This window comes from Shewanella maritima (assembly GCF_043643735.1).
Lineage (GTDB): Bacteria > Pseudomonadota > Gammaproteobacteria > Enterobacterales > Shewanellaceae > Shewanella > Shewanella maritima_A.
In genome coordinates, this window is record NZ_JBHZSM010000002.1 from 373855 (window position 1) to 393881 (window position 20027).

Here is a 20027-nt window from a genome sequence, read left to right on the forward strand (position 1 = left end):
TATGTGGGTGTGATATAGGTAACATTTATCTCACCAACTCAATACAAGCTTTGACACTCAGCTTACTTTAGGCGTAGCGTGCAACATAGTTGCATCTGCGCGGTGCCGGAATGACATCGGCTGGCTGCCCACGTTTGTTTTGCAATGTAAACGTCGAAATAAAAAAGATAATAGGGAGAACCACTGTGAAAAAAATCGGGGTATTTTTCCTCTGCTTGCTTATGCCCATTGCATCAGTAATCGCGGAAGAAAAAAAGACACTATCTGTTGATGTGCTATGGCAACTTAGCCGAATCGGCAACCCAACTATTTCGCCTAATGGTGACTACATTGTGGCACCAGTGACTGAGTTTGATGTGCCGAGTGATAAAGGCTCAACTCAGTTGTGGTTATTTGACACTGAAGGTAAGCAACAGCGCGCCATTACCGCCAAAGGCCTGAGAGTCAGTGAAGCGACTTTCTCACCTGACAGCAATACCTTAGCTTTTATTAGTAAGCGTGACGATGATGACGCGGGTCAAGTCTACTTATTACCAATGAATCAACCAGGTGAAGCACAGCGCTTAACTGAAGTACCCGGTGGTGTAAAAGGCATTAAGTGGGTTGGACAACACATCTATTTCATTAGCCGTATTTTCCCTGATAAAAACTGGGAAGAAATGGCAACACAGCTGAAAGCTAATAAAGACACTAAAGTCTCAGCTCGCCAGTGGAATGCACTGCCATATTCGCACTTTGATCACTGGATTGAAGAAGATAGACACGCGCATGTGTTCCGTATTTCAACGAAAGGTGGCGATGTTGAGCCAATTACTCAGCCGCTAAATATTCAATTACCGCGTTCATCTCAGAGCGCAGGCAGCTATGACATTGACCCATCTGAGCGTTGGATTGCATTTAACAGTAACGGTTGGGACAACAAGGTTGATCCTAAAGTAGATATTTTCCTAGCTGAAATTGGTAGCAAGAAAGCGGTCAATTTAACTGCTGATAATCAAGCACCAGATGCGAATCCAACTTTTAGCCCAGATGGTAAAACGTTGGCATTTACTCGCCAGCATATTCATGGGTTTTACGCAGATACCGCAAAATTAATGCTGTATGACCTGAAAAAAGGCAAGTTCAGTACTGTTGCTAAAGATTGGGATCGCTCAGTTGCCCGTTTTGTGTGGACAGCAAACAGCAAAGGCTTTTATGCAGCCATTGATGATGCTGCGACCCGTCGTATCTACCACATCAACATCAATAACAGCAAAGTTAAAGCCATTACTGGCGCCACTAACTTTGGCCAACCTGATATCGCGAAAGACGGCACGTTAGTTGCTGTCAATGATAGCTTCTTATACCCAGGTCGCTTAGTGAGTATCAATAAGCGTAATGGCAAGGTCACGCGTTTAGACAAGTTTAATGATGACATTTTAGCCAATGTCGACATGGGTACTTATGAGTCTGTGACCTATAAAGGCTATAACGATCAAGATATCCAAATGTGGGTGCATTACCCTCCAGGGTTTGATAAAAGCAAGCAATATCCTTTGATGATGCTGATCCACGGTGGTCCGCATGGTGCGATCTCTGATGGTTTCCACTATCGTTGGAATGCGCAAACCTTTGCCTCTTGGGGATATGTGACAGCATGGCCAAACTTCCATGGCTCAAGCAGCTTTGGTCAAGAGTTTACTGATAGCATTAACCCTGATTGGAAAAATAAATCTCTTGATGACGTATTTAAGGCAACCAAATGGCTGACTGATAAAGACTGGATTGATGAAGAGCGCGTAGTGGCTGCAGGTGCCAGCTATGGTGGTTATTTAGCGTCGATTATTCTAGGCGAAGAAAACCCATTTAATGCCTTATTGATCCATGCTGCTGTGTACAACATGTACTCGCAAATGGCGGCAGACTTCTCTGTGCACAGTACTCGTTTTGGTAGCTACTGGGAAAATCCAGATATCTATAAATCGATCTCGCCACATTATGGTGCCGAAAATTTCAACACACCAACTTTAGTTATCCATGGTCAGCTTGACTACCGTGTGCCCGTTGGTCAAGGGTTTGAGTTGTTCCGGACTCTACAGACTCGTGGTGTAGAATCGCGGATGATTTACTTCCCAGATGAAAATCATTGGATTCTAAAACCGAATAATTCGATTTATTGGTACAACGAAGCAGAAGACTGGATGACACGTTTTGCTGAGCCAGGGGCGAAGTAATCTGCGTTAAGTTTCATCACTAAAAAAGGCTGCCCTAGGCAGCCTTTTTATTTGCAATCAAATTAGCGGTTTGATGTTGCTGAGCTTACATATCCATCGTTAACTTACAGTTGCTGAGTCTACAGGAGCTGAGTCTACAGGAGCTGAGTCTACAGGAACTTAGTCAGCACTCTTTGTACCGCATCGGGTAATATTGGTTTTGTCAGATAATCATCTGCGCCAAGTTTGATGGCAAACTCTTGATCTGAGGCTTCAGCCAATGAGCTGATTACCACCACTGGAATGTTACTGGTGTTAGTTTTGGCTTTGACCTGCTTTAAAACCTGATAGCCATTAATATCTGGCATGGTGATATCAAGAAAGATTAAATCGGGAGTGAGATTCGATAAGAGCTCAATTGCCCCTTCACCTGAGTTGGCTGTCATTACTAAGTATTCGTCCCCCAGAATTGCCAACACAAGACCTGTACAGACTGGGTCATCATCAATGACGAGAATTTTTGCTTGAGCCATGGTTTCTCCACTGCGCTATTATTTTTGCTGCCTTTTTAACCTTATGGTATTTAAGAATGACTCACAAGTTTTAGGGAACAATAAAACCAAATGTAGATGATTTTTAACTTACTTTTTGCAAACGCATTTGAGAATAAACGCATTGTTTACATGTCAGCCGTAAAGCAAAAAATCATACCAGCGGGCGTGTTTATAGCGTTAAACCTTCTTTGCCTAACACTTAAATACCGCAAGTATGATCTTGAGTCATTATCTATCTGGATGCTTCACTTTTACAGGTAGCATGTTGCAGTACCACCTGCTCATTAGTATTTAAGTGCCTGACAATGCATTGATGTCCCTGCTTGAGCAATTGAAACTGCTCAGGCATTTCCATAGTTCGCCCCATTACCTTATGACCGTTAGCGTCAGAAAATGATTGGCGTTCCAAAGTGATTTGGCTTGATTGGGTAAATGCATTCTTTGCCAAGGTGACTTGTTTACTTGATAGTAACTGGTTGACGGCTAGCTGCAACTCCTGCTGAACTAAGGTGTTAGGCTTAACTAACACCGCGGGTTCAACTTGTGTGATGGGCCTAATGTCTGTTGCGCTATTACTGGTTTGCGTGCTGTTACAGCCACCGACAACCAGTAATAACGCAATAGATATAAGCGATAAGCGAGAGTCTCTCATTATTGACCTGCACTCATATGGCTCAAAATACGATTGCTACGTACAATGCTTTGCTTGCGTGTATCTTGCAGTAGCAAGCTTTCATCGACTAAGCCATTAATTGCTGGCGCTTTAGCTACGCTAGCGGCTGCCACCATTGGGCATTGGCTATTATCACGATAGTAAAGTGCTGCGCTTAACATAGCTTCTTCAGCGTCTCCCAGTGCGTGAGTAAAGTCATCACCTACAAGGCAACCAGGTACTTCACTAGCAAGCATTGGGTTAGTACTAGGCATAAAACCATCTGCGTAATCGCCAAACCCTTTATCATTCACACCCTGGAATTGAATCGTGAAGTAGGTTGTATCGCAGTTATCGGTTGGATAAAAGCCGTAGGGTTTGCCACAGGTGGTGTCACCAATTTGAATCACTTCTACATCAATACCGCGTAAGCCATTCATTAACGCTTCACTGGCGGAGCAGGTGCTGCCTGTTGTAAGGATAAATACTCTGTCTAGATCTAAACTCGGTAGCGCAATATTTTGACCGATTAATGCGCTGTTGAATCCAAGTGTCACAGGAATAAACGGTACAGGTGATAATGCACCGCCAGTAACAGGGTCAGTATTTGGGTATTTGTCATTGAAGTTCATCAATTCAAATGTCTTGTTAGCGGTTAAATTGTCACCCGCAACCATATAACCTAGCTGACTTGCCATGGCTAACAGACCGCCATCGTTGTAGCGTAAATCAATCACTAAATCATCTACACCGGCATTACTTAATTGTGTTATTGCATCGAACAGGCCTTTTTCAGCCGTGGCGATGTGAGAGTTAAATTGCAAGTAGCCGACATTACCGGTAGCCGTGGATAAGGTTTTCACATTTTGTACTGGTGTCGACACTATGCTTGCTGCTGTTAATGAAACGCTTCGATCGGTTTGTGAATTTAAATCACGAATAACAAACTCGGTTTGTTTGCTAGAAGAGGTTGGAAATAAACCAGCATTTAAGACGTCGATTTCAGCCTGTGTATTGGCATTGGCAACATTAACGCCATCAATGCTGACGATGATAGCACCACGCGCAATATTGTTAGTTGTGGCTGGTGAGTTAGGTTCAGTGTACGAAATGGTCACTTGGCGTGAAACGCTTGATGATGCATTACGTAGAAAGTAGTTCATACCATAGCCAAATGATGCGCCTGAGTTGACCAGTTGATTCCATTCTTGCGATGACATGGAAAAATGGAAGTTATCTTTTGGGTTGCCCGTTTCTGATAACTCATCAGTGACCAATAGATTGAAGTATTGTTCAACTGAGTAACCATCAGGGTTAATGTCATCAACTTCGTCATACCAAAGGTAGGTGTCGTTAGTCCATGAACGCAGCCATAGTTTTTCGATTAAATCTGACCCCGTTCCGTCTGCAGAGCACTGTTGAGCAAGATCAGGGTAGGCTGTAAATTCACCCGCAACCCACTCAGGTTCTGAACCGCCACCAGTACTAATGCCGCTATTGTCATCACTTGAACCCGATGAGCCACCGCAGGCAGAAAGCATCAATGTTGAGGCCACCAATAAGGAAGGGAAAGCTTTTGCAGGATTTAGCATCATATATTCCTTTATTTGCTGTTATTGTTGATATTTTCACCATATTAATTTCCTACTTTATTACAAATGTGTACCACTTGTAACCAAAATATCGCGTTCATTTACTGATATTTTTATTGTCCATTGTGTAGCGATTATCAAGGCGGTGTGATAGCTGGGTCTGTTGATCTTTCAAGATTATTTTTGCAGCTACTTGTTGGAAATTTATACAAGGAAATGACTTTGATGTGTGGTTATTCCACATGATAAGTCATTAACGCAGTAGAAATGACAACAAGTGCTGCCTGCAAGGTTCGTTTAAAAGCACTTTCTTCTGCGTTGCGAGCTATTTGTTTAGATGACTACACGTCATTATTCACGTCGTGATTAAAGTGCTTTTAATTCGAACAAATTCAATCGACAAAGATCAACAGGCCCTATCATTCAATGCTAAAGTAAGCCCAGTTAAACGCGATATATTGGTAATGTTGTAACGTGAAAATGAGAGGGATGCATGATTCTAATTACAGGTGCAAGTAGTGGTTTAGGTGGTGCAGTGGCCAAACAATACGTGCAGTCAGCGCAGGCTATTACCATTACAGGCAGAAATAGCCAAAGATTAACCGAAACCGCTGAGTCATTGGCTGCTATTGCGAATGATACGGATATTGTTCAGGCCGTTGGTGCGGATTTAACCCAAGCCAGTGATGTAGCGGAGCTATTTGATTACATCGATGCCGCTCAGCAACCCTTATCGACTGTAGTCCATTGTGCTGGTAGTGGTTATTTTGGTGACATAGTCGTACAGGATAATCAGCAAATTCAAAATCTTATCGATAACAACTTGCTTACTACCATTAACTTAGTACGTGAGTTAGTGCGTCGTTATCAAGATAAACCTGTGACGGTAGTGGTCGTGATGTCAACAGCAGCATTGGTCGCAAAAGCTGGTGAGTCAACCTATTGTGCAGTTAAGTGGGCAGTTAAAGGCTTTATAGAGTCTGTGCGCTTAGAGTTGAAATCAAGCCCGATGAAACTGGTGTGTGTTTACCCAGGGGGCATGGATACAGGTTTTTGGCCCACGAGTGGTAAGGATGTTGATACCTCAGGTTTTATGTCAGCTGATGAAGCCGCTGGCATGCTTGTTGATGCGCTAAAAAGTACACAGCATGGTTATGTGGCAGATATCACTATTCAGCGTGGTTAACTTGATAAGTCGCTCGTAGATACAATAACTTCGGTTGTTCACAGAACTCACATACGATCGTTTCGAATGGATTGGTTGTAGATTATTGGTTGTAGATGAAAACACAGGCTGAGCATTATGTTCAGCCTGTGTTGATTTCACTTATCGATGTCCTTCAGTAAAACGCCATTAAACATGGCCTATCGAGAAAATATCTTATAGTTTTCAAATTAAAACTTTGCAGGCACAACTGTGCTGACGCGGCCACATTTTTTGTCAAAATAACTTTGGGTTTCTTTTAGCACTACATGACGTAAACCTATGATGGCAATCAGATTCGGAATTGCCATCAGGCCATTGACTGTGTCTGCGAGTAACCAAATTAAATCTAATTGAATAAATGCGCCCATGGCGATGAGCAATAAGAAGGTGAACTGGTAAATTTTAATGCCATGCTCACCCAAGCGTTGCTGGGTTAAGTAATTCCAGCAGCGCTCACCATAGTAATGCCAGCCAAGAATGGTGGTAAATGCAAAACATACCAGCGCAATAGTCACCACATATTGCCCCACCATGGCAGAGCTTCCTGCAGCAAAAGCTGCGCTGGTCATTGCAGCACCAGCAGTATCACCATTCCACACGCCGGTAATGATCAGCACCAAACCTGTCATGGTGCAAATCAAGATGGTGTCAAAAAAGGTGCCCGTCATGCTAACTAAACCTTGCTCTACTGGCTGCTTTACCTTAGCAGTGGCTGCTGCTATCGGCGCGCTACCTAAACCTGACTCATTAGAAAATACACCTCTGGCAATACCGATTTGAATTGCTTGTGCTACGGTTGCCCCTAAGAAACCACCTGCTGCAGAAATTGGTGTGAAGGCACTGTGAATAACCAGCTGTAAGGCAGGAATAATCTGATCGGCAAAGCTAGTCAATATCCATAAGCACGCAATGACGTAACATAATGCCATCGTAGGCACCACTTTTTTCGCGACATTAGCAATACGTGTTACGCCGCCAATGGTGACGGTGGCAACTAATGTCGTTAACACGATAGCAGTCACCCAGCTTGGGATTTCAAAGGCAATCGTCAGCGCATCACTAATTGCATTGACCTGTGCAAAGGTACCAATACCGAAGAAGGCTACACCAACACCAAAAATGGCAAATATTTTGGCTAACCATTTCAGCCCCATACCGCGTTCAATGTAATACATAGGGCCACCAGCGACATTGCCTTTGGCATCCGTGGTGCGATATTTTACCGCGAGCATACATTCAGCATATTTGGTGGCCATGCCAAAAAAGGCGGCTAACCACATCCAAAACAAAGCACCTGGCCCACCAATTTTAATCGCGGTTGCGACCCCGACAATATTACCTGTACCTATCGTGGCTGACAGCGCGGTACATAAGGCTGCAAAGGAGGTTAAATCGCCTTTACCACTGGCGGGTTTAAATAGCAGGCTTAATGCCAATGGTAGTTTGAAAACTTGGATTAGTTTTAAGCGAGCAGTGAGATATACACCGGTGCCCACTAATAAGCACAGGGTGATTGGTCCCCAAACGATAGCGTTGACATCGCTGAGTAAAGCGTGAAAATTCATGATATTCCTCGAATATTAAACAACTTAATTAATATAGGGCCTGTTAATCTTTCATGATTATTTTTGCAGCTACTTGTTGGAAATTTATACAAGACAACGACTTTGATGTGTGGTTATTCCACATGATAAGTCGTTAACGCAGTAGAAATGACAACAAGTGCTGCCTGTAAGGTTCGTTTAAAAGCGCTTTACTCTTTGTTGTGAGCGAGTTTGTTTAGAAGACTAGACGTCGTCGCTCACGCCGCGATTAAAGTGCTTTTAACTCGAACAAATTCTAATCAGCAAAGATCAACAGGCCCTAAGGGAGGAAAAGAAATGTCTGTCGACAAGGGCTGACGAGCTCAGTCACATTGAATGGGCAACAAAGGTGTCAGAAACCATAAGCAATACAGTCATCCTCTCCTCTGTCCTTTTGCCTGAGCGTTTCGCGTGTTACTGAGGAAATATCAATAACTCACTTTCGCCTTCGGCGTTGTTATATCGCACGAAAAGTGTGACTAACAATCTCTCCAGAGGCTCGTCCAGTAACAGTCCTCACCACTAAGTGGCACCTGAAAGAGTGGTTAGTTGTATTGAGATAACTAACTTGCCTCGTCGGTGTGGGGTTAAGCCCCACTCTCCTGCTACCTTCATCCGAACGGAAAGCAAACACCTTATGGATGCTTGCAAGTCGTAGCTTGCAAGAATTGCTGCGATAGCTCAAGTGATGGCGATCACGTAATGGTGAGTTATGATTTGTTTGGGTAATTGTCGAGCAAAAGCTGCTATTTTTATATGTTTGTTATAAGTTTTTACCGTAAAAATAGGAGATTTAGTGTGGTTATAAGTCCATATTTTTAGACTTACTTTAGTTGTTTAAGGGCTTTATTAGTGAGTTTTTGTGTATATGAATTGTTTTTGGCGTGGTTAGGGCTCCAACCCAGCAAAAATCGTTGAAAGTCTGCCCATGCAATGTGAAACAAATCACGCCATTCAGTGATAACCTCTTCAGGGGGAAGAGCCTGTTTATACTGTTGAATACTTGTTTTTAAGCTATCAAAGTAGTACTCAAGGTGGCGGCTTATTTGTGTATCTAGCTGCTGGTGAGATTGACTAAAATCTAAAGTGCTGCTTAATAACATCACCACATCTTTTATGCCGCAACCTTTACCTACGTATTGAAAGTCTACTGCTGCGGCTTGCTGATTGTCTGGGTTGATACAGAAATTGGCTAATTTCGCATCGCCATGAATGATTGTCTGATACTGGCACTGGTTCAGTGCGTTATCTATGGCAGATGCAGCTCGCTTTAGCTCACTATCAGGCATGCTCGCGTATTCATCTGGCCGAGTGGCTAAGTGCCAGTAACTGCCGATAGGCCATAAACCTTGAGCGCAGTGATTGATAAATTGCCCATGAAATTGTGCTAACCATTGTAGGCAGGCTTTGATTATATCGTGATTGATAGCTGAGGCCTGTTGATACACATCGGTAAAACCTTGGCAGGCCAAATCCTCTAAAATCAGTAGGATGTCATTACCATGCTGTTGCGATTGAATACATTGGGGTAGATAGCTCGAGCTGTGGCATTGATTGGCATAAGATTGATACCAGTGTTGCTCGACGGCGTAGGAATCGAGCTTTCGTTGGTGGGATAATTGCGTGTTCCAGCCTCTTGGGTGGGCCAACTGATCTGATTGCTGTGAAAGCGTAGAACAAGGTAATTGAATATGTTTTACTATCACGCTTTTCATGGGGGCAGTGTTGGCAACACGCTGGTCTGTTAACTTAATTCCAGGCTCAATTGATACTCTGAGTAATTGGCCGTACCCGCTCCATAAGGATTGGATTACAGACACTTGGTTAATGTGAGATATCCCTGCCGTATTGATTAGTGCTGTTTCGATGTGACTCGGTATGGTCATGAGATTGCAGTACGTTTAAATGAGTTTACTGACACTAGTGTGCCAGTTAATTGCGGCAAACGCATTATTCAAAGGGCCGTTCTAGGCTTTCTAGCTTTTCTAATTGTCTTTGGAATACTTCGACTTGGCGATCAATCGAAGCAACTTCGGCTTCAGTGCGAAGATTCAATGCAGACATTTCTTGTGTCAAACTTTGTTGCCAATCTTCATCTGCTACATACCTTGTTGCAATCCCGTTGGTTATGCGACCGTTTTGAGCAAGATTACGTTCTTCATTTAAGCGTTTAAGCTCTTGTTCAACCAGAGCGCGTTTTCGACTTCGCTGCAGTTGGCTAATTTTGCGATTGATTTGTTGCTTACGAATGTAGGTAGAAATTTCTTCGCGTTTCGCTTGCTGCGCATTGCTATTGGTCTGTTCTAGTTCGTCATCGGTGACTAATTGAGGGGTAATGACACTGCCTACCTCGCTTAAATCAATGGGGTGGCTATCGTTATCACAAGGATGATCTTGGTACTTGCCATCAGCGCACTTATACACTTCTGCAAAAGGTGAAAAGCTTATAAAACAAGCGATTAGTAAAAGTAATCTTCTATCCATAGAAACCTCAAAATGAAATTTTGGCTAGTGTAACTTGTTCGCTTGTTAAAAAAAAGTAACCGATTTCTTGTTCTCTAGATACAACCTAGGCCAGAATATCTGGCCTAGGTTTTATCATAATTTAATTATAAATATTATGAATTAGAAGGTGACAGTGGTGTCACTGCTGCAAGTAGTAGAGGATACTTCACAGACTTTGTAGGTGTATGTGCCACCACCTTTGGTTGAGATTGTATCTGTGTAAGCACCATCATTTACAGTGGTTGTGATCAAACTATTATTTCGGTAAATATCAACCTGTGAAGTGGTTGCACCAGAGAACGTAAGATCAACATATTTTACACCTCTACTTTTGTAACCATTCAAGCTGAGAGAAATATCATCTCCTGAAGGTGGCGGAGTGACTCCTCCACTACATCCGTTGTTGGTTAAATAATCATTAGCAGCAGCAGCTTGGGCAATACCATGTCCGAAATACACATCATGTCCACTCGCACCAGCATCCAAAGCAGTGGTGTTGAGTGCTTCACGAATCTCTTCACCAGTACATTGACTATGGTTTGACCAAACAAGTGCAGCAATCCCTGATACAGCAGGTGTTGCCATGGAAGTACCACTCATTAATCCGTAATCAGATGCACCAACGTCAATACTCGCAGACATGGCCGCTAAAAGCGCACTACGATCTTCAAAAGCGACACCTACAGCAGGGATTGAAGTAGAGTTAGCTTCACCTAGTGTTGCGTATAACATGCCTGGTTCATTGTTTATAATGATAGCTCCTACGCCGCCTGAGGCTTCACAATTTGCTACCTTGTCATGGAATGAAATGTTACCGCGGTCAATCACACATACATTACCATTTGCACCTCCATCTGAGGTTTCTGCTGTGCCCATGAAGTAGGTGTTGCCACTTGCCGAGCCACTATTCTCCATAGCAGAAGATGCAAATCCTGTTGTGTCAGCGGTGAGTGATGACGATGTTGCTAAGCCTGCTGGAAAAGTTGAAAGGGTATCAACACCACCAGCTGTAATTTCGACACAGATAGTTTCGTCTGTTGTGCGTTTCTTGCCTCTTCCGGTTTCACAAGAAGGGAACTGGGAAAAATCCGCGATGACATTGTTAGCGTCATTTGCCCCCACCATCATGACAGAGGAATAACCCGCTGGGTATGAGCGTACGTTATTACCATCATTACCTGCCGCTGCAACAACTAAACCACCATCATTAGCAAAGTTTTCGAATGCATTTGATTCGGTGGAGTTTGCTCCACCGCCACCTAAACTCATGCTAATAATATCTGCACCAGCCTGACTACAAAGGTTTGCCGCATGGGCTAAATCTGATGAATAACCCCAACCTTCTGCATTGAAGACCTTAATGATGTGCATGTCGACACCAGGTGCCATACCAATAACACCGTAGCCGTTATCGGCCGCACCAATAGTTCCTGCCACATGCGTACCGTGCGGACCACCATGATCAAACCAGTTACCTGTTCCTGAGTCATTGTCTCCGGTAATGGTGTTCCAATTAAAGTCAGTATTACTGCTGTCTAAACCAGAATCTATGACGCACACTTTGATGCCTGCATTAGCATTAAAGTTCACCTGATCAGCTTGGGATTGAACCACTGCATAAGGTGTGACTTGGGTGTCCGTTGGATTGCCAGCGCTATCACTAAAGTTCATTAATTGTCTTGGTTGGTCTAATTCAACTAATTGAACATGAGGGTTATTTAATAGCCCTTTGACTTCTTCTAGATTCTTGCCTGAAAAGGTCGCTGCGATAAAGCCATTTCCGTCTATGTGGATCTCTGCACCTAGCTGCTTGGCTAGAGCTTTAACAATGCCTTTTTTTTGTGGGTCAACTTGGATGACATATCTGTCGCTATTGGCATATGTAGGAAGTGCAGTGCTGATCGATAACGCTAGAATAGCGCTTGATACTTTTGATAATTTCATTTGGTGGCTCTCATTTATTTTATATTATATTTATTCGCCAAAAACTCAGCTTTTAGTGCTGAACAGCCGTTTGACCCTTAATAAATAGCATAATCAACTACTGGTAACAAATGTTTAACATAGTTATCAGTTTGTATCTTTGTTGTTTTATCCCAAAAATTATTGAAACTGCTTATAAAAACAGAGAGTTGAGAAAGAGGACTGAACAGTTGCTATACCAATAATGAAAAAGGCCTATAACAACAGTTATAGGCCCATTCCACATTGGCTAAAAGCAAGCAGGGAAGAGTGCTCTAGCCTCGGTTAGGAACTTGTATCTAGTGTGCACCTCCACCGTGAACCACATCTATGCCGTAAGTTTTGCCTTCTGCATGACACGTTGCACAAGACTCAACTGGTAAGTCTGAAGTCGCTTGACCTTCACCTTCAACTACAGCGCCATTAGCTCTGAAGTGAGCGAGTGCTGATGCATTTGAGTGAGCGTGGCAAGTACGGCAAGCTTCAGCAACTGGGCTGATGAACTCTGTAGCACCGGCATCCACAGCAATTGCACGCTTGCCTGAAGTCAAACCGCCATCACTGGCGAACAGGCTGACGTCATCTTTGTGACATGCAGTACATTGCGTGGCCACAGCTGGGTAACCCACAGTTTCCATATCAGAGTTAAGGTGGATAGCGGGGAAGCCGCGGTTGTCATCCCAAAGACCTGTATGGAATCTATGAGCAACAGCAAATAGGTCACGGGTATGGTAAGTCAATCCATCAATTTCTTTGAAAATTGGGTTACCGTCTGTGTCTACTTCATCTGACTTGTACTCAACAGTCACGTGGTATGAACCACCCCATGTATCGTTGTGACAGCCTACACATTGGTCGAATCGTTGGTCGCCATAATGTTTAGCAATACCCAGCGAAGTATGACAAGTATTACATTTTGCTTCATCAGCGGTGACACGCGCTGGGTCACTAAAGCGACTAATATTGGCATCACTACCATCAGGGTTAGCTAAGTTCCAGTATGCTTGTGCCATTGTGATTGCAACATAACCGATATCGTATTGGGCATTGCCTGTGGCATCTAAACACTCAATCAGCATACCGTCAGCATCAGCACAAACTGAGAAGCGTGGGGTAATTGAAATACTTGCACCGTCTAGGTTGTACTCAGCAGGCTTAGTGACTGTGATTTGACCACCTACAGCTGCGATTCCGTTTAAGTTGACTGAAGTGCTACCAAAGTAACGGCCATCATCTTCAATACGACCAATCTTCATTTCGTCATACTTAGTGAAGTTAGTGAATTCAAAACCATCTTCAACAGGCTGACCATCAACTGACACATCAAAAGTGACGGTGATTTCGTCCATGTCTGCTGTCGCGCTTTCCATATAACTGACATGACTGACGTCCACCACAATGGCATTAACGGCTTTTTCTCTTACGCCTACTTTATGAGCTTGAACAGGGCTTAAGCTACCGCCACCGTGACAACCCACACAAGCAGCATCGCTACTTGGAGTAATACCTGCATGGTTTTCACCAGTTTCAAAATTCACATCAGTGTGACAAGAAACACAGGCTTCAGCATAAATGTTGTCGTTCCACTGAGTGCCATTATCGTGACAAGCAGTACATTCATTGATTTCAGATGGGAAACCAATTTCAGCAAACATTTCTTTTGCTTCACCTTGTAAGTTATCAATATGGTGACCAGCATGAAGTGTATGGATCATGGCATTCCAGTTGGCGTTGTAGCCTTTTTCTGGATCGTCCTGTCCACCAGCATAAGCTGGGTTATGACAAGCCACACAATTTTCTACTTTTTGATAGTTGTGGTGAGCATGAATATTGCTGATACGCATATCGGTTTCAGCATAACCATCTAATTGTGTATGACACTTAATACAGGTTTCATTTGAGACAGCATCTTTCGCTGATACGGCTGCTTCACCCGTTGCCGCGATAAAATCAATGGGTGTAGACAGCAGTTTGTCAGCAACACCATTACCTTCGGCGTCAGTAATATCATAACTGCGGATCATCACTCGGTATAAATCGTTAACGTCACCATCGGCTAAGACTACGGGTGCATTGCCATCATGCTCCCAAGTACCGGTATATGTGCCAGGGTTTTCAAGATCTTCAACTAAAGTACAGGCATCAACTTCTGCACCACCTCTCGCAGTAGCTTTGCCTGTTGGCGTACAGTACATGCTTGAACCAAACTCATTAGTTAAGGTGTGACTTTGCCATAAAATAGGTGCGCCAGTATCTGTGGTATTTTCATATTGGTTCATCACATACAGGGCAATTTTATCTAACCCCATAAATGGCACATCTTCACCTTGTGGGTTTTTACCTGTGACTGTGAACTTTAAGGCGAAGTCATTGCTACCAACAACAACGATATCGGTGGGGGAAACAGTTAACTGATAATCTGCGGCTGATTCAACGGTGGTGGCAAAAGAGCCAGCAGGCAAACCCGGATCACCCGGTTGCCCTGGTGCACCAGGTTCTCCATCTTTACCATCTTTACCATCATCTCCGCTGCAAGCGGACAAACTTATAGCCGATACTATGGCCAATGCCATTATCGATTTTCTATATTTACTCATCGCTCTATCCCTTTATAGGTATTTTTTTATTGCTTTTTGACTATAGAGAAATCTGATGCGTTTGTTAGTTTGGTGTGATGAACTTGTGATTGCTAATTAAAGATGCAGTTAGGTGAATTTTAAAATATGAAAGTATTAATTGTGGCTTTTAAAATTCACTTTTAATGAATGAGAATAATTCTCTATACATTGGATATTTCTTTTACAATATCAATTACTAATGTTCGGTATTCATTGCTGTAACGGCGGTAATTTTCTTGAGGTTCAATCAAATGCAGCTGAGGTAATTTGTTATTGCCAATCAATCTTTCAGTTTGTGTTTGGCTTAACCTTTCACAGCGGATATTGGGCAACTCCTGATAGACTTGTGCTTCTGTTGGCGGAATAAACGCAATGCTATCCATGGTAAGTAAGTGACAATACCACTCTTCTAACGTCGCCACCTTATGCAACTCGGTATAAGGCGTGCCCGTTTCGATACAAAAGCGCTCAAATGGGTCAAGCTTGTCGTTAAATCCAATCTCTTCAATGTATAAGAATCGATACTGGCAAATATCTTCCAGCGTTGTGGTAGGCGAGGCTTGCCAAATAGGGTGATCATCACGGGCAATGAAATTAACGGAGCTTAATTGACTGATGGCTGATTTATCTAATTCGGCTGCAAAGGCAATCTCAAAACCTATGCCTAGGTCTATTTCACCATTATATATTTGCTCGGCTGAGTGGCTTGACCAAGGATGTATTCTGATTGAACCATATTTCTCCCGAATATGACTCTGACTGAGATGATGAGAAATACTGGCCATAAAAATCGGCGGTACAGCGATATGCAGCAGTTTTGAACTCTGTGGTTTTTGTTCTGTCGACGCCACATCTTCAAGCTGTTGGACATTTTGGCATAATGCGTTAATCGATGGATAAAGTGAGTCAGCTAGGGGAGTGGGCTTTAATTCAGCCTGACGACGATAAAACAATTCATCATCAAAAGTCGCGCGTAATGCGTTAAGGCATCGACTTACTTTTGGGGCCGAAACCCCCAATGTTTTCGCGACGCAATTGGCGTGTTTCTGCTCATAGGTTTGCTTGAAAACAAACAAGCTAAAGATATCTAATTCTTTTATTTTTTTTATGTTGTTCATTGCTATTCAATTCATTAATACATGTATCAAGACAGGTATAGCACGCTGAAATAGCAAGAAATGTGAACTAGGTAGGAAGCACTAGATTTAGTTAATCAATATGCTGATGTATTAATGTAAGTTTGAGCCAGATCTAAAATATACTGCTTAGCTTATTTTAATTGTCAGACACAACAACAAGCAATGTAACTAATGCTACATTGCCCGTGCTATGGCGCTAAGCTAAATACTTGCTTAGCGAGTACGCTTCCAGATGATAAATGCTGCCACAGCAACGAGTGCGATCGCAGGCACTAGATCTGACAAATGATGGAATAAACCAATACCACCATGACCTTCATGAGCCATTGCTAAAGAGGGGGCTGCGGCAAGTGCGATAACTGATAGTGCTTTTTTCATTGCGATTTCCTTGTAACATTTGCTAGTTGTTTTACTTATAGATATAGATTGTTTAATCCATGGATTATTTTTTACAGATTGTTCTGTATATGGCTCACTACGGCGTCGCCATTTCTAACTGCATCAGCATCATGTCTTCTCCATCAACAATCTGAGTGCGGTTGCTATTGCAGTGAGAGCAGATAATGGTGCGTTCATTTTGTTCGGTTTGTTGGCCACAATCATGACATTGCAATAGCAGTGGCTGGATATGCATATTAAATTCTGCGTTGGCGCATACCCCTTCTTGTTTAAAGGCTTCAAAGGCTTGCGATAACAAAGCTGGTTCAACACCGCTTAATATGCCAATTTTGACCTCCACCCGACTAATGGCCTCGGCTTGATGCTGCGCTGCTAATGTTTCGCATTGTTCAATGAGTGCGGTGACAATAGAGTACTCGTGCATCAGCAAATCCTTGGTAATAGCTCGCCCTGTGGCAAGTCTAAATATCGCTGGCTTCCCCAAGGTGTTGTGAGTACCACTTTGCCCTCATGTGCTTGTGTTACCTGTCCGATAATGGCGGCGTTTTCGCAATGGCCGTATCGCTGCATAATTTCAATTGCACCTGCTGCTGCGGCTTGTGGTATAGCGATAATGAAAGTGCCTTCATTGGCTAAGTCATAAGGTTCAAAACCAAATAGCTCGCACAGGCCTTTTACTTCATCAGCAACAGGAATGTCGCTCTCGTTGACATCTATGCCAACATTAGAGGCTTTGGCCCATTCGTTTAATACTGCAGATAACCCGCCTCGTGTGGCATCGCGCATTGCATGGATAGGCATATTGGCTGCAATGAGCTGCTCAACAATAGGCCAGAGTGTTGCGCAATCACTGGTTAATTCTGATTCTAATGCCAAGCCTTCACGCGCCATTAATATCGTGGAGCCATGACAGCCAACATCACGAGACACGATAATGGCATCGCCCGGTTTGATGTTGTTTACCGAAACATTGGGACTAAGGATATGACCCACTCCCGTGGTGTTGATAAACACGCCATCGGCGCAGCCTTTTGGCACTACTTTTGTGTCGCCGCAGACGATCCGCGCGCCACTCACATGACATTCTGTTGCCATGCTTTGCACGATAGTGTTGAGATCGTCGATGGCAAAGCCTTCTTCAATAATGAAGCTACAACTGAGGTATTCTGGCTGGGCGGCCATCATGGCGAGATCATTGACTGTGCCAGCAATCGCAAGCTTACCGATATCGCCACCAGCAAAAAATAACGGAGATACCGTAAATGAGTCAGTGGTAAATGCCACCGAGCCTTTAAGTTGGAGTTTTGCGGCATCTTCTTCGGCAGTGAGAATCGGATTATCAAATGCTTCAAAGAAGACTTTTTTGATTAGCTGATCCATTTCTTTACCGCCACCACCATGGCTCAGTTGTACGGTTTTTGCTGTCGTAACCATGTTATTTTCCTTGCTCTGGGTTGAGACCACCGTAACGGTAGTAGGCATTACAAGCGCCTTCTGAGCTGACCATGCAGCTGCCAAGTGGTGTTTCTGGGCTACAACCTCTGCCAAACACTTTGCAGTCTTTAGGGTTGGCTAGTCCACGTAAAATATCGCCACATTGACAAGCTTTGTGATCGTCAATTTCAACCACTGGAATGTGCTGTAGCATGACGACTTCAGCATCTCTATCTTGGTATTCGTCTTTCAGTTTTAGGGCTGAATTAGGTATGGGGCCTAAGCCTCGCCAGCGAAACACGGGTCTCACTTCAAAATATTTATCGATCATTTGTTGGGCGGCAAGATTACCTTCATAGGTGACTGAGCGGCTGTATTGCACGCTTAATTCAGCTTTACCTGCGGCTTTTTGAACAACAATTTTCAGTATCGATTCCATCACATCAACTGGCTCGAAGCCTGATACCACAACGGGTGTTTGATAATCATCAACCGCTTTTTGATATATTTTCGCGCCGCTTATTACGCTCACATGCGCAGGGCCAATAAAGGCGTTCACCTGTGTCTTGGGCTCTGCCATCACCGCATCAATGGCTGGTGGTACTAATACGTGATTGATATGAAACAGCAGATTATCTACCCCTTGCTTGATGGCTTGTTCAAGCAGTACTGCGGTCATTGGAGTAGATGTTTCAAAACCTATGGCAAAAAAGATCACCTTTTTATCAGGGTTGTCTTTAGCTATGGTTAAGGTGTCAAGAGGGTCGTAAATCGGCCTAATGTCGCAGCCTTGCGAGCGGAACTTAGCTAAGCTGCCTTTTGAACCAGGTACGCGGATCATATCGCCAAGACTCACCAAAATGACGTCATCTTGACTGGCCAATTCAGCGGCATGATCAATGCGCTCTTTCGGCATGATACATACTGGGCAACCTGGACCATGGATAAAACGAATATTGTCAGGGAGTAACTGCAATAAACCATACTTCATGATGGTATGGGTATGACCACCACACACTTCCATGATGTTGATGTCGCCTTTCACCTTTGCCGCGGTTTCCTTGATAGCCTTTGCTAGGGCATGAATGGCTTCTGGGTGACGAAATCCTTGATATAGATCTTTTAGCTGCATGGACTGTTACTCCTGCTCGGCCATCTTTTCGACAATCTCTTGATACAGCGCGAGACTTTCTTGGGCGTCCTGTTCATCGATTTTGTTCATCACAAAACCAATATGAATGAGCACATAATCACCGATGGCTAATGGGTCTGACATCAGGTGGCTGCTCACGCGGCGCTTCACCCCCATGGTGTTAACGGTGACGGTGGCATCATCATGGATTTCAACGACTTGAGAAGGCACTGATAAACACATAATTTAGTCCTTTTGCGCGATAGACTGACTCAATTGCTGACGCTGCTGTGAAAGCCACTGCACAACAGGTTTGAGTGTGTCTGGTTGCTTGACCGATACACTCATAATTTCGACATCAGGGTTGAGTTTGGCCAGTTGCGCTTTTGCTTCTTCAATACTGAAATCAAAATGCGGTAGTAGGTCTGATTTAGTGATTAACACCAAGTCGGCACGGCGGAACATGACAGGGTACTTCTCAATTTTGTCATCGCCTTCAGGAATAGACAGTAACACCACATTTTTGTGTGTGCCGACATCGTAGCTTGCTGGGCAAACCAAGTTGCCGACGTTTTCCACAAAGCAGATATCCAGCTTATCAAGTTCAATATGGTGCAAAGCGCCATGCACCATAAATGCATCTAAGTGACAGGCTGAACCGGTTTGGATTTGATAAGCATTAATGCCTCTTGCAATGAGTCTGTCAGCATCTCTGGAGGTTTCTAAATCGCCTTCAATTACAGCGTAATTTAGATCAGTTTGTTCACACAAGTGTTCTAGGAATGTCGTTTTGCCACTGCCTGGGCTACTCATTAAATTGAAGGCACAAATACCATGTTTTTCAAAATGGTCGCGATTGTGTTGTGCTTCAATATCGTTTTTATCCAATATCTTATGGATAACAGATAAGGTTTTTTTATCATTCAGCTGCGGGTTAGTATGCAGCGTGTCATGTTGATGGTCGTGGGTTATTGAGCATCCGCAATCTTGGCACATAGTGTTAAACCTTTTTTAAATTATTTATCCAGTGTGCGTGACATAGAGCAGTGAATCATTGA

17 protein-coding genes and 1 riboswitch are annotated in these 20027 nt (G+C 43.5%); of the genes, 2 read left to right on the forward strand and 15 right to left on the reverse strand.

What is annotated here, in order from left to right; genetic code table 11:
* Positions 1-185 precede the first annotated feature (185 nt).
* Positions 186-2213: a S9 family peptidase gene (locus ACHUGF_RS03780; protein WP_394129447.1), complete on the forward strand. Its 2028-nt coding sequence runs from the start codon at positions 186-188 to the stop codon at positions 2211-2213.
* Positions 2214-2362: 149 nt separating this feature from the next.
* Here the strand turns inward: ACHUGF_RS03780 and ACHUGF_RS03785 are convergent, their stop codons facing one another.
* The 3 genes from ACHUGF_RS03785 to ACHUGF_RS03795 form a co-directional block, all read right to left on the reverse strand.
* The gene (locus ACHUGF_RS03785) at positions 2363-2725 is read right to left on the reverse strand and encodes a response regulator (protein WP_394129448.1); all 363 of its coding nucleotides are present in this window, start codon (positions 2723-2725) and stop codon (positions 2363-2365) included.
* Between the two features lie 253 nt (positions 2726-2978).
* Positions 2979-3398: a hypothetical protein gene (locus ACHUGF_RS03790; RefSeq protein ID WP_394129449.1), complete on the reverse strand. Its 420-nt coding sequence runs from the start codon at positions 3396-3398 to the stop codon at positions 2979-2981.
* Entirely contained in the window at positions 3398-4993 is a 1596-nt protein-coding gene (locus ACHUGF_RS03795; protein WP_394129450.1) for a S41 family peptidase, read from the reverse strand. The genes ACHUGF_RS03790 and ACHUGF_RS03795 overlap by 1 nt, the downstream gene beginning before the upstream one ends.
* Before the next feature lie 490 nt (positions 4994-5483).
* Here ACHUGF_RS03795 and ACHUGF_RS03800 point away from each other — a divergent pair, with 490 nt between their 5' ends.
* On the forward strand, positions 5484-6176 hold the full coding sequence (locus tag ACHUGF_RS03800; protein ID WP_394129451.1) for an SDR family NAD(P)-dependent oxidoreductase: 693 nt from the start codon (positions 5484-5486) through the stop codon (positions 6174-6176).
* A 209-nt stretch (positions 6177-6385) separates the two neighbouring features.
* Here ACHUGF_RS03800 and ACHUGF_RS03805 read toward each other — a convergent pair whose 3' ends face one another.
* The 12 genes from ACHUGF_RS03805 to hypB form a co-directional block, all read right to left on the reverse strand.
* Positions 6386-7762 (reverse strand): alanine/glycine:cation symporter family protein, encoded by a 1377-nt coding sequence (locus ACHUGF_RS03805; protein WP_394129452.1) that lies wholly within the window; start codon positions 7760-7762, stop codon positions 6386-6388.
* A gap of 394 nt (positions 7763-8156) precedes the next feature.
* Positions 8157-8285, reverse strand: a riboswitch (glycine riboswitch).
* Positions 8286-8604: 319 nt separating this feature from the next.
* Complete coding sequence (locus tag ACHUGF_RS03810; protein WP_394129453.1) at positions 8605-9666, reverse strand: phosphotransferase; 1062 nt, start codon at positions 9664-9666, stop codon at positions 8605-8607.
* Positions 9667-9730: 64 nt separating this feature from the next.
* Positions 9731-10264: a hypothetical protein gene (locus ACHUGF_RS03815; RefSeq protein WP_394129454.1), complete on the reverse strand. Its 534-nt coding sequence runs from the start codon at positions 10262-10264 to the stop codon at positions 9731-9733.
* Positions 10265-10405: 141 nt separating this feature from the next.
* On the reverse strand, positions 10406-12229 hold the full coding sequence (locus tag ACHUGF_RS03820; protein ID WP_394129455.1) for a S8 family serine peptidase: 1824 nt from the start codon (positions 12227-12229) through the stop codon (positions 10406-10408).
* 317 nt (positions 12230-12546) lie between these two features.
* The gene (locus ACHUGF_RS03825) at positions 12547-14844 is read right to left on the reverse strand and encodes an OmcA/MtrC family decaheme c-type cytochrome (RefSeq protein WP_394129456.1); all 2298 of its coding nucleotides are present in this window, start codon (positions 14842-14844) and stop codon (positions 12547-12549) included.
* A 182-nt stretch (positions 14845-15026) separates the two neighbouring features.
* Positions 15027-15983 (reverse strand): LysR family transcriptional regulator, encoded by a 957-nt coding sequence (locus ACHUGF_RS03830; RefSeq protein ID WP_394129457.1) that lies wholly within the window; start codon positions 15981-15983, stop codon positions 15027-15029.
* 234 nt (positions 15984-16217) lie between these two features.
* Positions 16218-16382 (reverse strand): hypothetical protein, encoded by a 165-nt coding sequence (locus ACHUGF_RS03835; protein WP_394129458.1) that lies wholly within the window; start codon positions 16380-16382, stop codon positions 16218-16220.
* A gap of 97 nt (positions 16383-16479) precedes the next feature.
* Positions 16480-16827 carry a hydrogenase maturation nickel metallochaperone HypA gene (gene hypA / locus ACHUGF_RS03840; protein WP_394129459.1) on the reverse strand — a complete coding sequence of 116 codons (348 nt, stop codon included), beginning with the start codon at positions 16825-16827 and terminating at the stop codon, positions 16480-16482.
* A complete protein-coding gene (gene hypE, locus ACHUGF_RS03845) occupies positions 16827-17837 on the reverse strand; it encodes a hydrogenase expression/formation protein HypE (protein WP_394129460.1) in 1011 nt (336 codons plus the stop codon). The genes hypA and hypE overlap by 1 nt, the downstream gene beginning before the upstream one ends.
* A gap of 1 nt (position 17838) precedes the next feature.
* The gene (hypD, locus tag ACHUGF_RS03850; RefSeq protein ID WP_394129461.1) at positions 17839-18969 is read right to left on the reverse strand and encodes a hydrogenase formation protein HypD; all 1131 of its coding nucleotides are present in this window, start codon (positions 18967-18969) and stop codon (positions 17839-17841) included.
* A 6-nt stretch (positions 18970-18975) separates the two neighbouring features.
* The gene (locus tag ACHUGF_RS03855) at positions 18976-19212 is read right to left on the reverse strand and encodes a HypC/HybG/HupF family hydrogenase formation chaperone (protein WP_394129462.1); all 237 of its coding nucleotides are present in this window, start codon (positions 19210-19212) and stop codon (positions 18976-18978) included.
* Positions 19213-19215: 3 nt separating this feature from the next.
* Positions 19216-19965, reverse strand: coding sequence for a hydrogenase nickel incorporation protein HypB (gene hypB / locus ACHUGF_RS03860; RefSeq protein ID WP_394129463.1), 750 nt, complete (start codon positions 19963-19965; stop codon positions 19216-19218).
* Positions 19966-20027: the final 62 nt, after the last annotated feature.

What these genes read in the sequence shown, in the direction of transcription:
- ACHUGF_RS03785 (WP_394129448.1), bottom strand. Translation starts at nt 2,725, where the DNA reads ATGGCTCAAGCAAAAATTCTCGTCATTGATGATGACCCAGTCTGTACA.
- ACHUGF_RS03790 (WP_394129449.1), bottom strand. Translation starts at nt 3,398, where the DNA reads ATGAGAGACTCTCGCTTATCGCTTATATCTATTGCGTTATTACTGGTT.
- ACHUGF_RS03795 (WP_394129450.1), bottom strand. Translation starts at nt 4,993, where the DNA reads ATGATGCTAAATCCTGCAAAAGCTTTCCCTTCCTTATTGGTGGCCTCA.
- ACHUGF_RS03800 (WP_394129451.1), top strand. Translation starts at nt 5,484, where the DNA reads ATGATTCTAATTACAGGTGCAAGTAGTGGTTTAGGTGGTGCAGTGGCC.
- ACHUGF_RS03805 (WP_394129452.1), bottom strand. Translation starts at nt 7,762, where the DNA reads ATGAATTTTCACGCTTTACTCAGCGATGTCAACGCTATCGTTTGGGGA.
- ACHUGF_RS03810 (WP_394129453.1), bottom strand. Translation starts at nt 9,666, where the DNA reads ATGACCATACCGAGTCACATCGAAACAGCACTAATCAATACGGCAGGG.
- ACHUGF_RS03815 (WP_394129454.1), bottom strand. Translation starts at nt 10,264, where the DNA reads ATGGATAGAAGATTACTTTTACTAATCGCTTGTTTTATAAGCTTTTCA.
- ACHUGF_RS03820 (WP_394129455.1), bottom strand. Translation starts at nt 12,229, where the DNA reads ATGAAATTATCAAAAGTATCAAGCGCTATTCTAGCGTTATCGATCAGC.
- ACHUGF_RS03825 (WP_394129456.1), bottom strand. Translation starts at nt 14,844, where the DNA reads ATGAGTAAATATAGAAAATCGATAATGGCATTGGCCATAGTATCGGCT.
- ACHUGF_RS03830 (WP_394129457.1), bottom strand. Translation starts at nt 15,983, where the DNA reads ATGAACAACATAAAAAAAATAAAAGAATTAGATATCTTTAGCTTGTTT.
- ACHUGF_RS03835 (WP_394129458.1), bottom strand. Translation starts at nt 16,382, where the DNA reads ATGAAAAAAGCACTATCAGTTATCGCACTTGCCGCAGCCCCCTCTTTA.
- hypA (WP_394129459.1), bottom strand. Translation starts at nt 16,827, where the DNA reads ATGCACGAGTACTCTATTGTCACCGCACTCATTGAACAATGCGAAACA.
- hypE (WP_394129460.1), bottom strand. Translation starts at nt 17,837, where the DNA reads ATGGTTACGACAGCAAAAACCGTACAACTGAGCCATGGTGGTGGCGGT.
- hypD (WP_394129461.1), bottom strand. Translation starts at nt 18,969, where the DNA reads ATGCAGCTAAAAGATCTATATCAAGGATTTCGTCACCCAGAAGCCATT.
- ACHUGF_RS03855 (WP_394129462.1), bottom strand. Translation starts at nt 19,212, where the DNA reads ATGTGTTTATCAGTGCCTTCTCAAGTCGTTGAAATCCATGATGATGCC.
- hypB (WP_394129463.1), bottom strand. Translation starts at nt 19,965, where the DNA reads ATGTGCCAAGATTGCGGATGCTCAATAACCCACGACCATCAACATGAC.